Origin of the sequence: Streptomyces sp. NPDC087844 (assembly GCF_044742785.1) — a bacterium.
Lineage (GTDB): Bacteria > Actinomycetota > Actinomycetes > Streptomycetales > Streptomycetaceae > Streptomyces.
The window spans coordinates 190,292-210,806 of record NZ_JBIUVD010000003.1; the positions used below are offsets into that span (position 1 = coordinate 190,292).

General features: G+C 70.2%; 16 protein-coding genes and 1 pseudogene. 8 read left to right on the plus strand and 9 right to left on the minus strand.

The window, feature by feature from the left end:
• Positions 1–515 precede the first annotated feature (515 nt).
• The 4 genes from whiA to uvrC are packed head-to-tail and all read right to left on the minus strand — an operon-like array spanning position 516 to position 5,783.
• Positions 516–1,505, minus strand: a complete 990-nt coding sequence (gene whiA / locus ACIOKD_RS07735) for a DNA-binding protein WhiA (protein WP_402079684.1) — start codon at positions 1,503–1,505, stop codon at positions 516–518.
• The gene (gene yvcK / locus ACIOKD_RS07740; protein WP_402079687.1) at positions 1,496–2,611 is read right to left on the minus strand and encodes a uridine diphosphate-N-acetylglucosamine-binding protein YvcK; all 1,116 of its coding nucleotides are present in this window, start codon (positions 2,609–2,611) and stop codon (positions 1,496–1,498) included. Before yvcK ends, whiA begins: the two co-directional genes overlap by 10 nt.
• The gene (gene rapZ, locus ACIOKD_RS07745) at positions 2,608–3,732 is read right to left on the minus strand and encodes an RNase adapter RapZ (protein WP_402079690.1); all 1,125 of its coding nucleotides are present in this window, start codon (positions 3,730–3,732) and stop codon (positions 2,608–2,610) included. The genes yvcK and rapZ overlap by 4 nt, the downstream gene beginning before the upstream one ends.
• Entirely contained in the window at positions 3,729–5,783 is a 2,055-nt protein-coding gene (uvrC, locus tag ACIOKD_RS07750) for an excinuclease ABC subunit UvrC (protein ID WP_402079693.1), read from the minus strand. The genes rapZ and uvrC overlap by 4 nt, the downstream gene beginning before the upstream one ends.
• 414 nt (positions 5,784–6,197) lie before the next feature.
• Here uvrC and ACIOKD_RS07755 point away from each other — a divergent pair, with 414 nt between their 5' ends.
• From ACIOKD_RS07755 to ACIOKD_RS07770, 4 genes are all read left to right on the plus strand, one after another.
• Positions 6,198–6,368, plus strand: a complete 171-nt coding sequence (locus ACIOKD_RS07755; protein ID WP_402079695.1) for a hypothetical protein — start codon at positions 6,198–6,200, stop codon at positions 6,366–6,368.
• A gap of 483 nt (positions 6,369–6,851) precedes the next feature.
• On the plus strand, positions 6,852–7,805 hold the full coding sequence (locus ACIOKD_RS07760) for a hypothetical protein (protein ID WP_402079698.1): 954 nt from the start codon (positions 6,852–6,854) through the stop codon (positions 7,803–7,805).
• A 159-nt stretch (positions 7,806–7,964) separates the two neighbouring features.
• Entirely contained in the window at positions 7,965–8,996 is a 1,032-nt protein-coding gene (locus tag ACIOKD_RS07765) for a LacI family DNA-binding transcriptional regulator (RefSeq protein WP_402079701.1), read from the plus strand.
• Positions 8,993–9,904, plus strand: coding sequence for a carbohydrate kinase (locus tag ACIOKD_RS07770; RefSeq protein WP_402079703.1), 912 nt, complete (start codon positions 8,993–8,995; stop codon positions 9,902–9,904). Before ACIOKD_RS07765 ends, ACIOKD_RS07770 begins: the two co-directional genes overlap by 4 nt.
• A gap of 226 nt (positions 9,905–10,130) precedes the next feature.
• Here the strand turns inward: ACIOKD_RS07770 and uvrA are convergent, their stop codons facing one another.
• Positions 10,131–13,235: an excinuclease ABC subunit UvrA gene (uvrA, locus tag ACIOKD_RS07775; RefSeq protein ID WP_402079706.1), complete on the minus strand. Its 3,105-nt coding sequence runs from the start codon at positions 13,233–13,235 to the stop codon at positions 10,131–10,133.
• 225 nt (positions 13,236–13,460) lie between these two features.
• Between uvrA and ACIOKD_RS07780 the strand changes: the two genes are divergently transcribed.
• The 3 genes and pseudogenes from ACIOKD_RS07780 to ACIOKD_RS07790 form a co-directional block, all read left to right on the plus strand.
• The gene (locus ACIOKD_RS07780; RefSeq protein WP_402079709.1) at positions 13,461–14,159 is read left to right on the plus strand and encodes a maleylpyruvate isomerase family mycothiol-dependent enzyme; all 699 of its coding nucleotides are present in this window, start codon (positions 13,461–13,463) and stop codon (positions 14,157–14,159) included.
• 10 nt (positions 14,160–14,169) lie between these two features.
• A complete protein-coding gene (locus tag ACIOKD_RS07785; RefSeq protein ID WP_402079712.1) occupies positions 14,170–14,826 on the plus strand; it encodes an MBL fold metallo-hydrolase in 657 nt (218 codons plus the stop codon).
• A gap of 286 nt (positions 14,827–15,112) precedes the next feature.
• Positions 15,113–15,435 (plus strand): annotated as a pseudogene (locus ACIOKD_RS07790) (peptide ABC transporter ATP-binding protein); the annotation flags it as partial.
• A gap of 131 nt (positions 15,436–15,566) precedes the next feature.
• Here the strand turns inward: ACIOKD_RS07790 and aroQ are convergent.
• On the minus strand, positions 15,567–16,040 hold the full coding sequence (aroQ, locus tag ACIOKD_RS07795; protein WP_402079715.1) for a type II 3-dehydroquinate dehydratase: 474 nt from the start codon (positions 16,038–16,040) through the stop codon (positions 15,567–15,569).
• A gap of 215 nt (positions 16,041–16,255) precedes the next feature.
• Between aroQ and ACIOKD_RS07800 the strand changes: the two genes are divergently transcribed.
• The gene (locus ACIOKD_RS07800) at positions 16,256–17,551 is read left to right on the plus strand and encodes an MFS transporter (RefSeq protein WP_402079718.1); all 1,296 of its coding nucleotides are present in this window, start codon (positions 16,256–16,258) and stop codon (positions 17,549–17,551) included.
• Positions 17,552–17,591: 40 nt separating this feature from the next.
• Here ACIOKD_RS07800 and ACIOKD_RS07805 read toward each other — a convergent pair whose 3' ends face one another.
• The 3 genes from ACIOKD_RS07805 to ACIOKD_RS07815 all read right to left on the minus strand — a co-directional run bounded on the left by ACIOKD_RS07805 (position 17,592) and on the right by ACIOKD_RS07815 (position 20,271).
• A complete protein-coding gene (locus ACIOKD_RS07805; protein ID WP_402079721.1) occupies positions 17,592–18,692 on the minus strand; it encodes a calcium:proton antiporter in 1,101 nt (366 codons plus the stop codon).
• Between the two features lie 135 nt (positions 18,693–18,827).
• Positions 18,828–19,130 carry a hypothetical protein gene (locus ACIOKD_RS07810; protein WP_402079724.1) on the minus strand — a complete coding sequence of 101 codons (303 nt, stop codon included), beginning with the start codon at positions 19,128–19,130 and terminating at the stop codon, positions 18,828–18,830.
• A gap of 127 nt (positions 19,131–19,257) precedes the next feature.
• Complete coding sequence (locus tag ACIOKD_RS07815) at positions 19,258–20,271, minus strand: TerC family protein (protein WP_402079726.1); 1,014 nt, start codon at positions 20,269–20,271, stop codon at positions 19,258–19,260.
• Positions 20,272–20,515: the final 244 nt, after the last annotated feature.

Below are 20,515 nucleotides of genomic sequence, written 5' to 3' on the forward strand. Positions count from 1 at the left end.
ACGCCCACGACACGACGACACGATTAGCCCAAACAGGGCTGCGCGGGGGTAGTTGGGGGCGCCCTCCCGGCGGAGGGGGTTGGCATGGGCGGGCTGTCGAGCGCGGACCACAGGGGGCGGTTGCCCGCGCCGTTCTCCGCGCCCCTGGGTGAGTGAGGGCTCGCGCAGAGTGTCGGATGCGGGCCACAGGGATTGCCCGCGCCGTTCCCCGCGCCCCTGGGTGAGTGGGGCTTACGGTCGCCTGCCGGGTGAGCGAGCCATGATGACCGCCTCGGCCCCCGACCCACCCAGGGGCGCGGGGAACGGCGCAACCAGCACAGAGCGACCGAAACCCGACAACGTACCCGAGCCCTCACCCACCCCAGGGGCGCGGGGAACTGCGCGCTCAGCCCGGAACAACCGACGGCCGAACACAAACCCGAACCCCCGGCACCCCAGGGGCGCGGGGAACGGCGCAACCAGCCGAGGCACCCCCTCCCCCCGAGGGCCGACCGGGTCGTCACCCCACCAGGTCGTCACCCCACCAGGTTGTCGGCCATCTCCTCGCTGAGGGTGGACTCCGTACCCGGAACACCGAGATCCTGCGCCCGCTTGTCCGCCATCGCGAGAAGCCGCCGAATACGCCCCGCCACGGCATCCTTCGTCAGCGGCGGCTCCGCAAGCGCCCCCAACTCCTCCAGCGAGGCCTGCTTGTGCTCCATCCTCAACCGCCCAGCAGCCGCGAGATGCTCAGGAACCTCGTCCGCGAGAATCTCCAGAGCCCGCTGCACCCGCGCCCCCGCGGCAACCGCGGCCCGAGCCGACCGCCGAAGATTCGCGTCGTCGAAGTTGGCGAGACGATTCGCCGTGGCACGAACCTCACGCCGCATCCGCCGCTCCTCCCACGCCAGCACCGAATCGTGCGCCCCGAGCCGGGTCAGCAGCGCCCCGATGGCGTCCCCGTCACGCACGACGACCCGGTCCACACCCCGCACCTCACGGGCCTTCGCCGCGATCGACAGCCGCCGGGCCGCCCCGACCAGCGCGAGCGCCGCCTCCGGCCCCGGGCAGGTCACCTCCAGCGAGGACGAGCGCCCGGGCTCGGTGAGCGAGCCGTGCGCCAGGAAGGCCCCGCGCCAGGCCGCCTCGGCGTCGCAGGTGGCCCCCGAGACCACCTGCGGCGGCAGCCCCCGGATCGGGCGCCCACGGCCGTCCACGAGCCCCGTCTGGCGGGCCAGCTGATCACCGCCCGCGACCACCCGGACGACGTAACGGGAGCCGCGGCGCAACCCGCCCGGCGCCATCACGATCAGCTCGGAACTGTGTCCGAAGATCTCAAGAATGTCCCGCTTCAGCCGTCGCGCCGCCATCGCGGTGTCCAGCTCCGCCTCGATCACGATCCGGCCACTCACCAGGTGAAGGCCGCCCGCGAACCGCAGGATGGCGGAGACCTCCGCCTTTCTGCAGCAGGTCCGGGTGACGGGAAGCCGGGAGATCTCGTCCTTCACCGCTGCCGTCATCGCCATGGGCCGATCCTTCCATGCATCCGAAAAATACGGTCGTACGCGGCGGCCAACAGCTCCGGATCGTGCCTCGGAGTCCCGTCGGTCCTGGCCACCGGCGCCAGCTCGACCGCCGCGCCGAACCGCTTGGCGGCGTCGGCGAGTATCTCGCGGTCGGGCACGGCGGCCTCGTCGGCCAACACCACGTCCAGGGCGAGTTTAGGGGCGTGTCGTCCCAAAACCTCCAAATGACGCTGCGGGGAGAAGCCGGCAGTTTCTCCCGGTTGCGGAGCGAGGTTCAGCGGGAGGACCCGGCGCGCCTTCGTCTCGGTGAGGGCGTCGAGCAGCTCGGGCACGAGCAGATGCGGGATCACGGAGGAGAACCAGGAGCCGGGACCGAGGACCACCCAGTCCGCGTCGAGGACCGCGGCGACGGCCTCCGGGACCGCCGGCGGGTCGCGCGGCACGAGGTGCACGGACTGCACCTCACCGGGGGTGAGCGCCACGGTCGCCTGCCCCCGTACGGTGTCGACGTCCTCGGGCCGGTCCGGGTCGTGGCCCTTGACCAGCGCCTGGAGCTCCAGGGGTACGGCGGACATGGGCAGCACCCTGCCGTGCGCGCCGAGCAGCCTGCCGACCAGGTCGAGCGCCTGGACGTGGTCGCCGAGCTGCTCCCACAGGGCGACGATCAGCAGATTGCCGACCGCGTGCTCGTGCAGTTCGCCCTGGGACTGGAAGCGGTGCTGGATGACCCGGGCCCACGTCTGGCCCCATTCGTCGTCGCCGCACAGCGCGGCCAGCGCCTTGCGCAGGTCACCGGGCGGAAGTACGCCCAGCTCGTCACGGAGACGGCCGCTGGAGCCGCCGTCGTCCGCGACCGTGACGACGGCGGTGAGGTCGCCGGTGATGCGGCGCAGGGCGGCGAGCGAGGCGGACAGGCCCATGCCCCCGCCCAGCGCGACGACCTTGGGCTGGGCACCGCGGCGGCGCGGCTTGGCGCCGCGGGCCTCGGCGGGCTTGGCGGGCTTGGCACCGCGGGCGTCGACGGGCCTGCCGCCGGGCCCGTCGATACCGCGCCCGTCGATACCGCCCCGCCGCAGCCGCTCCAGCCGCAGAGAACGTCGTGTCATTCGCGGCCCATGTCCCGGTGGACGACGACCGTCTCCACTCCCTCGGACACCAGGCGGGCCGCGAGCTTCTCCGACATGGCGACGGAGCGGTGCTTGCCGCCGGTGCAGCCGACCGCGATGGTCACATAGCGCTTGCCCTCACGGCGGTAGCCGGTCTGGATGAGGCGCAGCAGTTCGGCGTACCGGTCCAGGAACTCCTTGGCGCCGGGCTGGTTGAAGACGTACGCCGCCACCTCCTCGTTGAGGCCGGTGTACTGGCGCAGCTCCGGGACCCAGTGCGGGTTGGGCAGGAACCGCATGTCCACGACCAGGTCGGCGTCGACCGGCAGGCCGTACTTGAAGCCGAAGGACATGACGGTGGCCCGCAGCTCGGGCTCCTCCTCCCCGGCGAACTGGGCGTCCATCTTGGCGCGCAACTCGTGCACGTTCAGGCTGGAGGTGTCGATCACCAGGTCGGCGTCGCCGCGCAGCTCGCGCAGCAGTTCGCGCTCGGCGGCGATGCCGTCGACGATGCGGCCGTCGCCCTGGAGCGGGTGCGGCCGGCGCACTCCCTCGAAGCGGCGCACCAGGGCGTCGTCCGAGGACTCCAGGAAGACGATCCGCCGGGTGACGTGCTTGGTCTCCAGGTCGGCGAGGGACTCGCGCAGGTTGTCGAAGAAGCGGCGGCCGCGGACGTCGACGACGACCGCGATCCTCGCCACGTTCCCCTGCGAGCGGGCGCCGAGCTCCACCATGGTGGGGATCAGCGCGGGCGGCAGGTTGTCGACGACGAACCAGCCCAGGTCCTCCAGACACTTGGCGGCGGTGGACCGGCCCGCACCCGACATCCCCGAGATGATCACCAGCTCCGGGATGGCCGCCTCGGGGACGCCTGCCTTCTCGATGGTCGTGCCCGTGTCCACTTCCGCTCCGTCTTTCTGTTCTGCTCCGGCTTTCTGTTCCGCTCCGTCTTTCTGCTCTGCTCCGTCGGCTTCACCGGCCGTGTCGGCCGCCGCCGTCCGCTGCAGCCGATTTTCGCGTGCTTCCTTGTGCGATGCCTCGGTCTCAGCTGTGTGCGATACGTCTGTTCCGGCGTCCGTCGTGCGCGGCGCCACCGGTTCTTCCTGCTCGTTCTCGGTCATCTTTCCTGCCCCCGTCGCTCGTCCGAGGCGCCCGCGGACACGGGCTCCTCTGCGACACCCGCCGTCGTTTCGGGTGCCGCGTCCTCCACGTGATCCTCGTCTTCCATGATCTCTCCAGTCGCGGTGTTCACGGCGGGAGCCGCCGGGGCCGCCTGAGCGAAGGCCACGGCGATCGACTCGGCCGTCTTACGGCCTATGCCGGGAACCTCGCAGATCTGGTCGATTGTCGCGGATCGCAGCTTTTTCACCGAACCGAAATGCTTGATCAATGCCTGCTTGCGCGTCTCACCCAGGCCCGGCACGTCGTCGAGCGGGCTCGCCCTGAAGCGCCGCGCCCGCTTGGCGCGCTGGTAGGTGATCGCGAAGCGGTGCGCCTCGTCGCGCACACGCTGAAGAAGATAGAGCCCTTCGCTGGTACGTGGCAGTACCACCGGGTCGTCGTCGCCGGGCAGCCAGACCTCTTCGAGGCGCTTGGCCAGGCCGCAGACGGCGATGTCGTCGATGCCCAGCTCGTCCAGGGCCCGCTGGGCAGCCGCGACCTGCGGCTTGCCGCCGTCGACGACGACCAGCTGCGGCGGGTACGCGAAACGCTTGGGCCGCCCGTCCTCCTCGGTGAGAGTGGCCTCGCCGTCCGCCCACTCGCCGGTCTTCTCCTTCTCTCCGAGGTACCGCCTGAAGCGGCGGGTGATCACCTCGTGCATGGAGCGGACGTCGTCCTGGCCCTCGAAGCCCTTGATCTGGAAGCGGCGGTACTCGCTCTTGCGGCTCAGCCCGTCCTCGAAGACGACCATCGACGCCACGACGTCGTCGCCCTGGAGGTGCGAGATGTCGTAGCACTCGACCCGCAGGGGCACGCTGTCCAGACCGAGGGCCTCGGCGATCTCCTCCAGCGCGCGTGAGCGGGTCGTCAGGTCGGAGGCACGCTTGGTCTTGTGGAGAGCGAGCGAATGGAGGGCGTTGCGCTGAACCGTCTCCATGAGGGCCTTCTTGTCGCCGCGCTGCGGGATCCGCAGCGAGACGTTCGACCCCCGCCGCTCGGTGAGCCACTCCTGGACGGGCTCCACGGGGTCGGGCAGCGCCGGGACAAGTACCTCCTTCGGTACGGAGTCACCGGTCTCCTCCCCGTACAGCTGCTGCAGCGCGTGCTCGACCAGGTCGCCCGTGGTGACCGCCTCGACCTTGTCGGTGACCCAGCCGCGCTGGCCGCGCACCCGGCCGCCGCGTACGTGGAAGATCTGCACGGCGGCTTCCAGCTCGTCCTCGGCCAGGGCGATCAGGTCGGCGTCGGTCGCGTCGGCGAGCACGACGGCGCTCTTCTCCATGGCCTTCTTGAGGGCCCCGATGTCGTCGCGCAGGCGGCCTGCCCGCTCGTACTCCATGTCCTCGGCGGCGTCCGCCATCTGCCGCTCCAGACGGCGGATGTACGTGCCCGTGCGGCCGGTCATGAAGTCGCTGAACTCGTCGGCGAGTTCGCGGTGCTCCTCGGGCGAGACCCGTCCGACGCAGGGGGCTGAGCACTTGCCGATGTAACCGAGCAGACAGGGGCGGCCCGTCCGCTCGGCGTTCCTGAACACGCCCGCGGAGCACGTCCGGACGGGGAAGACGCGCAGCAGCAGGTCCACGGTGTCGCGGATCGCCCACGCGTGCCCGTAGGGACCGAAGTAGCGCACGCCCTTCTTCTTCTGGCCGCGCATCACCTGCACACGCGGAAACCGCTCGTTCATGGTGACCGCGAGGTAGGGGTAACTCTTGTCGTCGCGGTACTTCACGTTGAACCGGGGGTCGTACTCCTTGATCCAGGAGTACTCCAGCTGGAGCGCCTCGACCTCCGTGGACACCACGGTCCACTCCACCGACGCGGCCGTGGTGACCATCGTGCGCGTACGCGGGTGCAGGTTGGAGAGGTCCTGGAAGTAGCTGGCCAGGCGCTGGCGCAGGCTCTTCGCCTTCCCGACGTAGATCACCCGGCGGTGCTCGTCGCGGAATCTGTAGACCCCTGGCGAGTCGGGGATCTGTCCCGGCTTGGGGCGGTAGCTGGAGGGGTCGGCCATGTCTCACACCCTACTGGCGGGGTGTGACAGCGCGACGGCCCGCCGTCCCCGGCCGGGCCCGATCCGGACCGCTCAGGGCCCCGATCCGGCCAGGTCCGGCCCCGGAGGTCGCCGCCCGGCATGCCCCGGTCAACGCGTCACAGCCGGCCCGTCGGCACCCCTTCCCGCCCCCTCGACCGGCCGATGCCGCAGCCGCCCGAGTGCACGCCGCCGCGGCCCGCACCCAACACCCCCGGGGGCGTGGACGGTTACGGCTGGCGGGAGGTGGGCAATTGAGGTGGACCGGAACCTGTTTCGGTGGCCGGCCGTGACGACACGAGGACAATTCGGGGCAATGCTCGTAGCAGTGCAGATGCAGGTGGATCCACCGCCCCGGACAAGGGCGTCGGGTCGATGACCGAAGGGCTGCGGAAGATGCGACAGACACGGATCGAGAAATCACGGCGGTCGGTCCGGGTCCGCCCGTACCAGGACGAGGAGCAGTTCGGCGACAGCCTGCTGTCCGGCCTCGATCCCCGCGACCCCGACATCGTGCGCGCCAAGCGCCTGCGGTCGACGCAGCCCGGCGGAGGCCCCCGCCCCTGAGCCCGACGGCCACCCCGCCGTCACGAAGCACGAGGACGGCCCGGAGCACACGCGTGTCATCAGGTCCAGGACGCATACGCGTCGGACCCTCACCGCCCGTGCTCCGGGCCGCCGCATGGTGCGGGCAGGACCTCCGGGCCATCTCCTGATGGCCCCTCGGCATCACCGCCGGCCTTGAGCCACCGCTCGGCCCGACGTCCGCCCGGCCTCCACCCGTTCGCCGCGTGTCCGCGCCCGCACGTCCGCGCCCGAAAGCGCCGGTGAGAACGCCGGTGGCAACGCCGGTGACAGCGAAGTTGCGTATCAGGTGTTGTCCGGGCCTGGTCAACAGGCTTCAATGCGGGATTACTTGGGCCGGGAACCACGGCGTACACATGTGACCGTCCCCCGTACGCCGACCGGGGCGGCCCCTTCGAGCAGTGCGAACTGCCCGACCAGCCGTTGTGAGCTTCGCAAGACGAGCTTCAGAAGAAGGGCCCCTGCATGCGGCACGGCACACAGCACGCGGACGTGGACGTCGTCGCGGCGGAACTGGACACGGCTCTGCGGACCGGCCCCTTCCATGTCGCGCTGCGCGCCGCGATCACCGCTCGTGGACTGCCGCTGCAGCGCGTACAGCACCATCTGACGCGGTACGGGGTCAAGGTCGGTGTGACGAGCCTGAGCTACTGGCAGCAGGGCGCCCGGCGTCCCCAGCGGGCCGAGTCCCTGCGGGCCGTGCGCGCTCTGGAGGAGATACTCCAGTTGCCGGACGAGTCGCTGATCCGCCTGCTCGCGGCGGCCGACGAGCACGCCGCAGCGGAACGCCCTTCGGCCCGCTCGTACCGCTCACTGGTCGAGGCCTCCGGAGCCCTGGAGAAGCTGCTGGCCGAGCTCGACTCACCGCTCGACGGCGGGCTGCTCGCCATCGGCCAGCACGAACGGGTACGGATCGGCGCCCGCCGTGAGCTGGTGGGACGCGACTCCCAGCACATCGTGCGCGCCCACAAGGACGGCGTCGACCGCTATGTGGCCGTCCACCACGGCGATCCCGGCTGCGCGCCGGAGCGCATGACCGTGCACGCCCTGGAGAACTGCCGCACCGGGCGTGTGCTCCGGCACCACGAGACCGGCGTGCTCGTGGCCGAGCTCCTCTTCGACACGCTGCTGCGGGCGGGCGACACCTTCCTGTTCCGCTACGGCGTCGAGGACGGCACAGCCGGCGCGTCCGGCGAGTACGTCCGCGGGTTCGGCTTCTCCGGCGGGCAGTACGCCCTTGAGGTGCGGTTCGCGGAGGGGACGCTGCCCGTGCGCTGCCACCGGTTCGCCCAGCATTCGGCGGCGGCGCCCCGCAGCGGCCGTAAGGAACTGGCCCTCAGCGGCCACCACCGCTCGGTCCACATGGTGGAGCAGCGGGTGCGGTCGGGACTCGTGGGAATCGGCTGGGACTGGGAGTGATCAGCTGAGGCCGGGGGCGGAGGCGGGGGTTGGGTCGGGGGCGGGGCCTGGGCCTGGCCCTGGGTCGCACGTAAACGCTTGCGCAAACGTTTACGTGCCCCTTCGGATGGGGTAATTTCGCGGGCGACAGCCGGTTGTGAACGCAGCGGGGAGTACAGCATGGCGACGATGGTCGATGTGGCCCGGCATGCGGGCGTATCCGTCGCGACGGTCTCGCACGTGCTCAACGACACGCGCCCGGTGCTCCCGCACACGCGCCAAGCCGTCCTCGACGCCATCGAGGCGCTCGGCTACACCCCGAACGGCCTGGCCAGATCCCTGGTCACCGCGCGCACCCGGTCCATCGGGCTCGCGGTGTCGGCGATCAGCAACCCCTACTTCACGGAGATCCTCCAGGGTGTGGAGGCGAGCGCCCTGGAGCACGGCTACAGCCTGTTGATCGCGGATCCGCACGACGACCCGGTTCACGAGCGCAAGGTGGTCCAGCTTCTGCACGAGCGGCGCGTGGACGGCATGATCGTCGCGCCCTCAGCGGACCCGCAGGATCTGATCGGCTACCTCGGGCGGCACGGCGTACCGACGGTGTTCCTGGACCGGCTGGTCGACGACGTCCCGGCGCCCGGTCTCACGTTCGACCAGGTGTCCGCGGAGAACACCGAGCCGGTCACGCACCTGGTCACCCATCTCGCCGAACTGGGCCACCGCAGGATCGGCCTGGTCGCGGGCCTCGCGGGCCTCAGCACGACGAGCGAGCGGATCACGGGTTACCGGCTCGGCCTGGCGTACGCGGGACTCGCCTACGAGGAGCGGCTCGTGATCCCCGGCAACTCGGAGGCGGGGGGCGCCGAGCGGGCGACGGCGACCCTGCTGTCCCTCCCGGCGCCGCCGACGGCGCTCGTCACCGCCAACAACGCGATGACCATCGGTGCGCTGCGGGCCGTCCGCGCGCGGGGTCTGTCCGTACCCGGCGATCTGGCCCTGTGCTGCTTCGACGACTTCTCCTGGGCGGACCTCTTCTCGCCCCGGCTCACCGCGATCTCCCAGCCCAGCAAGGAGATCGGGGCCCAGGCCGTGCGGCTGCTGCTGGAACGGCTGGACTCCCCCGGCCGGCCCGCCCGTACGGTCCGGCTGCCCTCCGCCTTCGTACACCGCACCTCGTGCGGTTGCCCCGAGAAAGGAACCGACTCGTGATCGTCGTCGCCGGTGAGGCCCTGATCGACCTGGTGCCCAGTGAGTCGGGCGCGCTCGCCGCACTCGCCCCCCGCCGCGGCGGCGGCCCGTACAACACGGCGGTCGCGCTGGGCCGGCTCGGCTCCCGCACGGCCTTCTGCTCCCGGATCTCGACCGACGCCTTCGGTGCGGCCCTGGTCGGCGGGCTGCGCGAAGCGGGCGTCGACGTGTCGTCCGTGCAACGGGGCACCGAACCCACGACCCTCGCCGTCGCGTCCATCGCCGCGGACGGCTCGGCCGGGTACTCCTTCTATGTCGAGGGCACCGCGGACCGGTTGTTCTCGACCCCCGCCCGACTTCCCGAAGGGACGCGGGCGGTGTCCTTCGGTACCTGTTCGCTCGTCCTGGAACCGGGTGCGACCGCGTACGAGGAGCTGATGCGGAGCGCGTCCGTCCAAGGGGTGTTCACCACGCTGGATCCGAACATCCGGGCGGGACTCATTCCCGACCCTGGCGCCTATCGGGCCCGGTTCCAGAGCTGGTTGCCCTCGGTGTCACTGCTCAAGCTGTCCGAGGAGGACGCCCGCTGGCTGGGCGGCACGCCGCGCGAGTGGCTGGCCTCCGGCCCTTCGGCCGTCGTGATCACGCGGGGCGGCGACGGGCTGACCGTCTTCACCCGCGACGGCGGCGAGTACTCCGTGCCGGGCGAACCGGTCGACGTGGTGGACACGATCGGCGCGGGCGACACGGTGAACGCGGCGCTGCTGCACGGCCTCGCCGCCCGCGGCGCGCTGTCCGCGGCGGGACCGGCCGACCTGGGGGCCGACGGCTGGGGCGAGTTGCTGCGGTTCGCCGCACGGGCGGCGGCGATCACCTGCTCCCGCGCGGGCGCGGAACCGCCGTACGCGCATGAACTGGACGCCTTCTGAGAGCGACCTCGATCTCAACCGGGTGGGGCCGTCAAGGGGCGTGGGGAACTGCGCGACCGGCCACGACGGACGACGGGCCCGCAGGCACACGACGGCCTGACCCGGCATCCCCTGGGCGGAACCACCCCCGGCACGGTTCCGCAACGCGCCGCGCCCCACGGGGATTCCCGTGGGGCGCGGCGCGTTGCGGTGACGACGTACAGGACCACACGGCCCCGGAACCGGTTCAGGCCTTGCGGGCCCGAGTCGTCTTCTTGGCCGGAATCGCCTTCTTCGTGACCGCGGCCGTCTTCTTCGTGGCCGTGCCGTTGGCGCCCTTGGCCGCGGTGGTCTTGGCCACGGTGGTCTTGGCCACGGTGGTCCGGGCCGCCGCGGACTTCGCCGTCGTGGTCCTGGCCGTCGCCGTCTTCCTCGTCGTGGCCGTGGCCGCCACGGCCTTCTTGGCGGCGGCCTTGCGCACGGGCTTCGCCTGTGCGGCGTCGGTGACACGCTCGGCGCCCAGGACCTCCTGCAGGAACTTGCCCGTGTGGCTGGTCGACACCCCGGCCACCGCCTCGGGCGTGCCCTCGGCGACGACGATGCCGCCGCCCGCGCCACCCTCGGGACCCATGTCGACGACCCAGTCGGCGGTCTTGATCACGTCGAGGTTGTGCTCGATGACGATGACCGTGTTGCCCTTCTCGACCAGGCCGGACAGCACGACGAGCAGCTTGCTGATGTCCTCGAAGTGCAGGCCGGTGGTCGGCTCGTCGAGGACGTACACCGTGCGTCCGGTGGACCTCTTCTGGAGCTCGCTGGCGAGCTTCACGCGCTGGGCCTCGCCGCCGGACAGGGTCGTCGCGGACTGGCCGAGCCGGACATAGCCGAGGCCGACGTCGTTCAGGGTCCTGAGGTGACGGGAGATTCCCGGGACGGCGTCGAAGAAGTTCATGGCTTCCTCGATCGGCATGTTCAGGACGTCGGCGATGGACTTGCCCTTGAAGTGGACGTCCAGGGTCTCCCGGTTGTAGCGGGCACCGTGGCAGACCTCGCACGGGACGTACACGTCCGGGAGGAAGTTCATCTCGATCTTGATCGTGCCGTCGCCCGAGCAGTTCTCACAGCGGCCGCCCTTGACGTTGAAGGAGAAGCGACCGGGCAGATAACCGCGGACCTTCGCCTCGGTGGTCTCGGCGAACAGCTTGCGGACGTGGTCGAAGACACCGGTGTACGTCGCCGGGTTCGACCGGGGGGTGCGGCCGATGGGCGACTGGTCGACGTGCACGACCTTGTCGACGAGGTCGTCGCCCTCCACACGCGTGTGGCGGCCGGGGACGCTCCTCGCGCCGTTCAGCTCGCGGGCCAGGTGCGTGTACAGGATGTCGTTGACCAGCGTCGACTTGCCGGAGCCTGAGACGCCCGTGACGGCCGTGAGAATGCCCAGCGGGAACGACACGTCGATGTCCCGGAGGTTGTTCTCGCGGGCTCCGCGCACCGTGAGCTGCCGGGAGGGGTCGCGCGGGCGCCGGACGTCGGGCAGCGGGATGGCCTTCTTGCCGGACAGGTACTGACCGGTCTGGGACTCCTCGTTGGCGAGGAGCTCCTTCAGGGAGCCGCTGTGCACGACATGGCCGCCGTGCTCGCCCGCGCCGGGACCGATGTCGACGATCCAGTCGGCGACCTTGATGGTGTCCTCGTCGTGCTCCACGACGATGAGCGTGTTGCCCATGTCGCGCAGCCGGACCAGGGTCTCGATGAGGCGGTGGTTGTCCCGCTGGTGCAGACCGATCGAGGGCTCGTCGAGGACGTACAGGACGCCCACGAGGCCGGAGCCGATCTGGGTGGCCAGCCGGATGCGCTGGGCCTCGCCGCCGGATAGGGTGCCCGCCGCGCGGTTCAGCGACAGGTAGTCGAGGCCGACGTCGACCAGGAACCGCAGCCGCTCGTTGACCTCCTTCAGCACGCGCTCGGCGATCTTCTTGTCACGGTCGTCGAGCTTCAGCTCGCCCAGGAAGTCCGCGCAGTCACTGATGGACATGGCGGCCACCTCGGCGATGGACTTCTCCATGACCGTGACCGCGAGGACGACCGGCTTCAGACGCGTGCCCTCGCAGGTGGGACAGGGCACCTCGCGCATGTAGCCCTCGAAGCGCTCCCGGCTCGTGTCGCTCTCGGCCTCGCTGTGCCGGCGCTTCACGAAGGGAACGGCGCCCTCGAACGGCGTGGTGTACACCCGCTCCCTGCCGTACCGGTTGCGGTAGCGGACCTCGATCTGCGTCTTGTGCCCGTGGAGGAGGGCCTTCTTGGCGCGCTGCGGGAGACCGGCGAAGGGGATGTCGGTCCGGAATCCCAGCGCGTCCGCGAGGGCTCCGATCAGGCGCGCGAAGTAGTCCTTGGTATGTCCGTGCGACCAGGGGTGGATGGCGCCCTCGTCGAGCGACTTGTCCTCGTCCGGGACGATCAGCTCGGCGTCGACCTCCATGCGCGTGCCGATGCCCGAGCACTCCGGGCAGGCGCCGAAGGGCGAGTTGAAGGAGAAGGAGCGGGGCTCCATCTCCTCGAAGGACAGGTCGTCGTACGCGCAGTACAGGTGCTCCGAGTACATGCGCTCGCGCTCGGGGTCGTCGGCCGGGAGGTCGACGAAGTCGAGCACGACCATGCCGCCGGAGAGGCCGAGCGCGGTCTCCACGGAGTCGGTCAGGCGGCGCTTGGCGCCCTCCTTGACCGTGAGGCGGTCGACGACCACCTCGATGGTGTGCTTCTCCTGCTTCTTCAGCGTGGGCGGCTCGGTGAGCTGGATCGTCTCGCCGTCGACCCGGGCCCTGCTGTATCCCTTGGTCTGGAGGTCCGCGAAGAGGTCGACGAACTCTCCCTTGCGCTCGCGCACCAGCGGCGAGAGCACCTGGAAACGGCTGCCCTGCGGAAGCTCCAGGACCTTGTCGACGATGGCCTGCGGCGACTGGCGCGAGATGGGACGGCCGCACTCGGGGCAGTGCGGCTTGCCGATGCGCGCGAAGAGCAGACGCAGGTAGTCGTAGACCTCGGTGATGGTGCCGACCGTCGAGCGCGGGTTGCGCGAGGTCGACTTCTGGTCGATGGAGACGGCCGGGGAGAGACCTTCGATGAAGTCGACGTCCGGCTTGTCCATCTGGCCGAGGAACTGCCGGGCGTACGAGGACAGGGACTCCACGTAGCGCCGCTGTCCCTCGGCGAAGATCGTGTCGAAGGCCAGCGAGGACTTGCCCGACCCCGACAGGCCCGTGAAGACGATGAGCGAGTCGCGCGGAAGGTCGAGCGAGACATTCTTCAGGTTGTGCTCGCGCGCTCCACGGACGATGAGACGGTCGGCCACGCCGGGTCCGCACCTTTCTAGAGATAGTGACAGGGCCGAGGCCCCACGTCTTTTCTCAGACTAGGGGGAGCCACTGACAACGCCGGTTCGGTTCGCCTCGATGAGAACAATCCCGGGCTTCCAAGAATGCCTGGCGCCGTCCCCGACCTTATAGCACGCACATTCGATTTGCGGACGTCGTCCGCCACCTTCACCCGAACGTGTGGCGGAGCTATGGTCGGACACATGAACGATCATGTGCGCGACCTGGCGTCTGTACGTGACGCGACCGAACGGCTGCTCACCGCAGTCACCGCTCTCGACAACGCCGATGTGACCGAACCGTCACGACTGCCCGGCTGGAGCCGCGGACATGTCCTGGCCCATCTGGCCCGCAACGCGGACGCCCTGGTGAACGTTCTTGAGGGCCGGCCGATGTACTCCTCCGGGCACGCCCGGGACGCCGAGATCGAGCGGGACGCCCCCCGCCCCCTGAAGACACAGCTCGTCGACCTGCGCGACAGTTCGGCCCGCTTCCAGCAGACCGGGGCCGCGCCCGCCGACTGGTCCCGGACCGTGGAGCTGCGCAACGGGGTCACCGACTCGGCGTCCCGGGTGCCGTTCCGGCGCTGGATCGAGGTCGAGCTGCATCGGGTGGACCTGGGGATCGGCTACGAGCTGGAGGACCTGCCGGAGGAATTCGTGGAGCGTGAGGTCGCCTTCCTCGCGGACCGCTTCGCCGGGCACCCCGAGGTCCCTTCCACGCGTGTCACGGACGGCACGCGCGCGTGGAGCACGGGGCGCGACTCCGCAGACGCCGGGAACGCCCCGGGCGTCACCGTGACCGGTCCCGCCCCCGCCCTGCTCGGTTGGCTCGCCGGACGCCGGGACGGGGCGTCACTGCACGTCGAGGGCGGACCGCTGCCCGTACTGCCCCCGCTATAGGCTGAGCGGCATGACGTACAGCGGAGCGGTGAGGGTCGGCGGCCCTGCGGATGTGCACGAGCTGCGGGACCTGATGATCTCCAAGGTCGCGGTCGGCCCGATGGACAACAACGCCTACGTGCTGCGCTGTCGGGCCACGGACGAGCAGCTGCTGATCGACGCGGCGAACGACGCCGGCACCCTGCTCACCCTGATCGGCGCCGACGGAATCGCCTCCGTCGTGACCACGCATCAGCACGGCGACCACTGGCAGGCTCTCGCCGAGGTCGTGGAGGCCACGGGCGCGCGTACGTACGCGGGACGGGACGACGTCGACGGCATCCCCGTCCCGACGGACGTACCGGTGGCGGACGGCGACACGATCCGCGTCGGACATGTGGCACTGACCGCCCGCCACCTGGTGGGCCACACACCCGGGTCGATCGCGCTGGTCTACGACGACCCGCACGGACACCCTCATGTGTTCACGGGGGACTGCCTCTTCCCGGGCGGTGTGGGCAACACACGTAAGGATCCGAAGGCCTTCGCCAGTCTGATCCACGATGTCGAGACGAAGATCTTCGGCACGCTGCCGGACGAGACCTGGGTGTACCCGGGCCACGGCAGCGACACGTCACTGGGCGCCGAGCGACCCCACCTGCCGGAGTGGCGCGCCCGGGGCTGGTAGGCAACCCGGATCCACGGTCGGCTCACCACGCGACCGAAGGCCGGACAGTGGGGCACGCGCCCGCGACTCGCGTGCCCCGTGTGAACAGAGCGCTCACACCGGTGCCCCGCGTGCGCTCCCCGCGCTTGTGCGAGCGCTGTCCACTGGTAGACGTCCCGCACAGGATCACGGCTCCTGCGCCGGACGGGTCGCCGGCCCTTCGCTCCCCGCCCTCGGCCGGCGGCCCCGCCCGGCAGCGGTGGCCGACGTCCGGCGGCCACCGCCCCGGGCGCCGCGTCCCGCCGGCGGCTTCCAGCAGCAACGGGCGGCGATCGTCCGCGCCCTGGCGGTACGCCCTCGGTTGCTGCTCCTCGACGAGGTCACCGCCGCCCTCGACCCGGAACTGGTGGGTGAAGTCCTGGACGTCGTCCGGGACTTGAAGGAGGACGGCATGCCCCTGGTGCCGGCCACGCACGAGATGGCTTCGCCCGCGATGTCGCGGACCAGGTCTGCTTCCTCGACAGCGGGGTCGTGCTGGAACGCGGCACGACCGAGGAGGTGTTCGGCGAGCCGCGGGAAGAGCGCACGCGGCGCTTTCTGCGCCGGATCGTGGAGGCGGGACGGCTCTGAGCGGTCATGTGTCGATGGTGGCACCCGCCACTGACATCGACCGCCGACCACCGACCACCGACCGACATCCGCCGTCCGCCGTCCACCGCGGCTTCCGATGGCCGGTACCCGGTGCCCGGTCCCCGTGGCTGTCAGGCCTCCGCCCGCCCCGTCCCCGCCAGCGCCGCGACCCGCTCCACGCCGAACACGTACCCCTGCACGCCGCAGCCCGCGATGACACCGTCGGCTCGGAGGGAGACGTACGAGTGGTGCCGGAACTCCTCGCGCTGGTGGATGTTGGAGATGTGGACCTCCAACACCGGCAGGCCGTCACAGGTGTTGAGCGCGTCCAGGATCGCCACGGAGGTGTGCGAGTAGGCGCCCGGGTTGATCACGATGCCGCAGTGGCCGAGGCGTGCCTCGTGGATCCAGTCGACCAGTTCACCCTCGTGGTTGGACTGCCGGAAGTCGACCGTCCCGCCGTGCGTGGCAGCCGCCTTGGCGCACAACGCCTCGACGTCGGCGAGGGTGTCGGAACCGTAGATCTCCGGCTGCCGCTGGCCCAGCAGGTTCAGGTTGGGGCCGTTGAGAATCATGATGGGGGCGTTGGCGAGGGTGCGGGGCACGGTTCCTCCGGTCCGTTCGGATGGGTCGGCCCGTTCAGGACCGCTGCTCGGACCCGGTCTATCACGGTGCTCGGACACCGGAACGTGCCCCCGTAGAGCCCGGCGCGTGACGGTGGCGTACTGATGTGGGCCGGGCCCCGCCCGCCCCGTAACCCATGGTGACCGTAGGTAGTTGACGCGGCATGCACCGTGCACACACAGTAAGGCCCCCTTCCATGCTGCGGCTCGCGGCCGCGGCACTCGCCGGGACGGCCATCGAGTTCTACGACTTCTTCATCTACGGGACGGCGGCGGCGCTCGTCCTCGGCCCGCTGTTCTTCCCCACGTTCTCGCCGCTGGCCGGGACCCTGGCGGCCTTCGGGACCTTCGGTGTCGGGTTTGTGGCGCGGCCCCTCGGCTCGGTCCTGTTCGGACACATCGGGGACCGGCACGGACGACGACCCGTACTCGTCGCCTCCCTGCTGCTGACCGGCGCCTCGACCGTCGCGGTGGGCTGCGTACCGACGTACGCCTCCATCGGCACGGCCGCTCCCGTGCTGCTCCTTGTGCTGCGTTTTCTGCAGGGCCTCGGGCTCGGCGGGGAGTGGGGCGGGGCGGTGCTGCTGACCGCCGAGCACGCGCCCGCCGACCGTCGCGGGCTGTGGTCGAGCTTTCCCCAGATCGGGCCGGCACTGGGGTTCGTCCTCGCCAACGGTGTGATGCTGGGCCTGTCGGCGGCGCTCTCCGACGCGCAGTTCGCGTCCTGGGGCTGGCGGGTGCCGTTCTGGGCGGCGGGCGTGCTCGCGGCGGCCGGGCTGTGGCTGCGCTCCTCGCTCGCCGAGAGCCCGAGGTTCCTCGAAATGCGGGAGCACGCGCGCGTGCCGCTCGTCGAGGTGGTCCGCGGCCACTGGCGCCTCGTACTGCTGACGGCCGGGGCGCTCTCCGTCGGATACGCGCTGTTCTACACGGTGACGACCTGGTCCCTCGCCTACGCGACCGAACGGCTCGGGGTGAGCCGTACCGTCATGCTGGCCATCATCATGGCTGCTGTCGTGGTGAAGGGTGTGCTCACTCCCCTGGTGGCCGTACTGAGTGACCGGTACGGGCGGCGGCCCCTGTGTCTGGCGGGCTGCGCGGGTGCCGCCGTGTGGATGTTCCCGATGATCGCGCTGCTGGCGACCGGCGAACCGCTGCTGATGTTCCTCGGCTTCCTGGTGGCACTGATCGCGTTCGTGACGATGTTCGCCGTGATCGCCGCGTATCTGCCGGAGCTGTACGAGCCACGGGTGCGCTGCACGGGCGCGGCGGTGGGCTACAACCTGGGCGGGGTGCTCGGGGGCGCGCTCACCCCGATCGTGGCGACGGCGATCGCCGACCAGAGTGGCCGGGTCCCCTGGGGCGTGGCCGCCTATCTGACGGGCATCGCGTTGCTCAGCCTCGGCTGCTTCGCGCTGCTCCCGGAGACACGGTTCGTGAAGGTGGCGGCGGTGGAACCGGCGACGACGGGAGGTGACGTCCACACGCGCGCGTAAACGCTTGCGCAAGCGTTTACGCGGGCCGGCTTCCGGCTCCCTACGGATTGATCGCGAGCTCCAGATACGCCGCGAACAGCACCAGATGCACTCCGCCCTGAAGCGGGGTCGCCCGGCCGGGGACCACCGTGAGCGAGCTGACCACCACGGTCAGCGCGAGCAGCACCATATGGGTCGAGCCCAGGCCGAGAACGAGTGGTCCTGAGAGCCAGATGGACGCGACCGCCACCGCCGGGATGGTCAGGCCGATGCTCGCCATCGCCGAGCCGAGGGCGAGGTTCAGGCTGGTCTGCACCCGGTCGCGGCGGGCGGAACGCAGCGCGGCGATCGTCTCGGGGAGCAGCACGAGCAGAGCGATGATCACGCCGACCACGGAGTGCGGCATCCCGGCCGCCTCGACCCCGGACTCGATGGTGGGTGAGACACCCTTGGCGAGGCCGACCACCCCGACGAGAGCCAGGCCGAGGAAGCCCAGACTGACCAGGGCGGTCCTGGAGGCCGGGGCGTCGGCGTGGTCGTCCGAGTCGATCACCTCTCCCTGCCGGGTGATCGGCAGGAAGTAGTCGCGGTGCCGCACCGTCTGGGTGGCCACGAACATGCCGTACAGGATGAGCGAGGAGAGGGCGGCGAAGGTGAGCTGGGCCGTGGAGAACTCCGGTCCCGGCTTGCTGGTGGTAAAGGTCGGCAGTACCAGGCTGAGCGTCGCCAGGGTCGCCACGGTCGCGAGGGCGGCGCCGGTGCCCTCCGCGTTGAAGACGGCCAGACCGTGCCGCAGAGAGGCAACGAGCAGGCTGAGGCCGAAGATGCCGTTGCAGGTGATCATCACGGCCGCGAAAACGGTGTCACGGGCCAGTGTGGAGCTCTTGTCCCCGCCGTCCGCCATGAGAGTGACGATCAGCGCCACCTCGATGATCGTGACGGCGACGGCGAGGACCAGCGAACCGAACGGCTCCCCGACTCGGTGGGCGACCACCTCGGCGTGGTGGACCGCGGCCAGCACGGCGCCGGCCAGCACCAGCGTCACCAGGGCGACGACCGCGCCGGGCAGGTCACGTCCCCAGGTGAGGGCCAGCAGGACGATCGCGAGCACGGGCACGACGGCCGTCCACCGCGTCACGAGTGACCGAAGCCGAACGATCATGCAGCGATCGTCGCAGTCACACGCGGGCCCCGCACCCCGGCGGCACACGGCACGGGCTGCGGCCGCGTCCGTACCTGCGGCTGCGGCTGGGCGGCGGGTCCGTGCCCTCGCCCATCGCCGCCGCGGGCGCCTGTGCTACTTCAGCCCGGACGACTCGCGTACGTCGCAGTCGGTGAACTCCGGCGGACGGCTGCACAGCGCCGCCATGCGCTCCGCCATCCTGGTCGTTCTGGGGTCTTCGCTGTTGCGCATCGCCTCGTCGAACGACTCGAACCCGATGACCACGAGGTAGCGGTTCGGTGTCCTCCGGTCCTGCAGGACCATGCGGTGCGTGGGGCCGCCGCTGCGCCCGGCCGAGTCCTTTTCGGCCTCGCGGACCAGCTCCCGCATCTCGTCGATGCGCTCGGTCTCGAAGTCGATGATCTGTGCGAACTTCATGGGTACCTCCACCCGGCCGGGCGCCCCCCGACCGGGGACCGCTCAGCCACAAACAAACACCGGGAGCGGTCGTCGGCAATTCGCCGAGCCTCGCTCCCGGTGCTGCTTGTTACTGCGTCCGATGCGGTCAGACGTCGATGCTGTCCTTCTGGGGCCCTTCGCCCTTCTGGGTTCCTTCAGCCTTCTGCGCCTCTTGGGCCGCCTGCTTCTTGGAGGCCATGAGGCTGGTGATCGTGGTGATCACCAGAACACCGCAGATCACGCCGAGGGAGACCGGGATGGAGATCTCCGGGACATGGACGCCGGACTCGTGCAGCGCGTGCAGCACCAGCTTGATGCCGATGAAGCCGAGGATGACCGACAGGCCGTAACTGAGGTGGACCAGCTTCCTGAGCAGTCCGCCGATGAGGAAGTACAACTGTCGCAGGCCCATGAGCGCGAACGCGTTGGCCGTGAACACGATGTACGGGTCCTGTGTCAGGCCGAAGATCGCAGGGATCGAGTCGAGCGCGAAGAGCACGTCGGTGGTGCCGATCGCGAGCATCACGACCAGCATCGGCGTCATGACCCGCTTGCCGTTCTGCTGGATCCACAGCTTGGTGCCGTGGTAGCGGTCGGCGACACCGAAGCGGCGCTCGACCGCCTTGAGCAGCCGGTTCTCCTCGAACTCCTCGTCCTCGTCGTCGGCGCGGGCTTCCTGGATCAGCTTCCACGCGGTGTAGATGAGGAACGCGCCGAAGATGTAGAAGACCCACGCGAAGCTCGCCAGGATCGCGGCACCCGCGGCGATGAAGATCGCGCGCAGGACCAGGGCTATGAGTACACCGATCAGCAGCACGCGCTGCTGGTACTGCGTGGGCACCGCGAACTTCGCCATGATGAGAACGAAGACGAAGAGGTTGTCGACGCTCAGCGACTTCTCGGTGATGAAGCCGGCGAAGAACTCACCGGCGGGCTGGCCGCCGGAGAAGAGCAGCAGTCCGAGTCCGAACAGCGCGGCCAGGACGATCCAGACGACCGTCCAGATCCCTGCTTCCTTGATGGATACGTCGTGCGGCTTGCGGCCGATGAAGAAATCGACCGCGATGAGGGCTGCGAGGCCCGCGATCGTCAGGACCCAAAGGGTCACGGAAACATCCACTGCGCCTCCGGCAGTTCGTAACGGCAAATGTCAGCGTCGTCGCTGCTGGAGGTCTCTTCCACCCGATGTGTCCGGAGCGCGTGATGCGCCCGGGGTTATCCGGGCCGACGCCCCGGGATCCGGCCGGATCCGTATTGACGGGTACGTCGCAGTAGGTAGGGAGTACTCCCCTCCGCACTCACGACAGTACCTCAATCCCCAAGGAAAGGTAAAGAGATTAGTAAAAGACAGGCCAAGTTCGCTG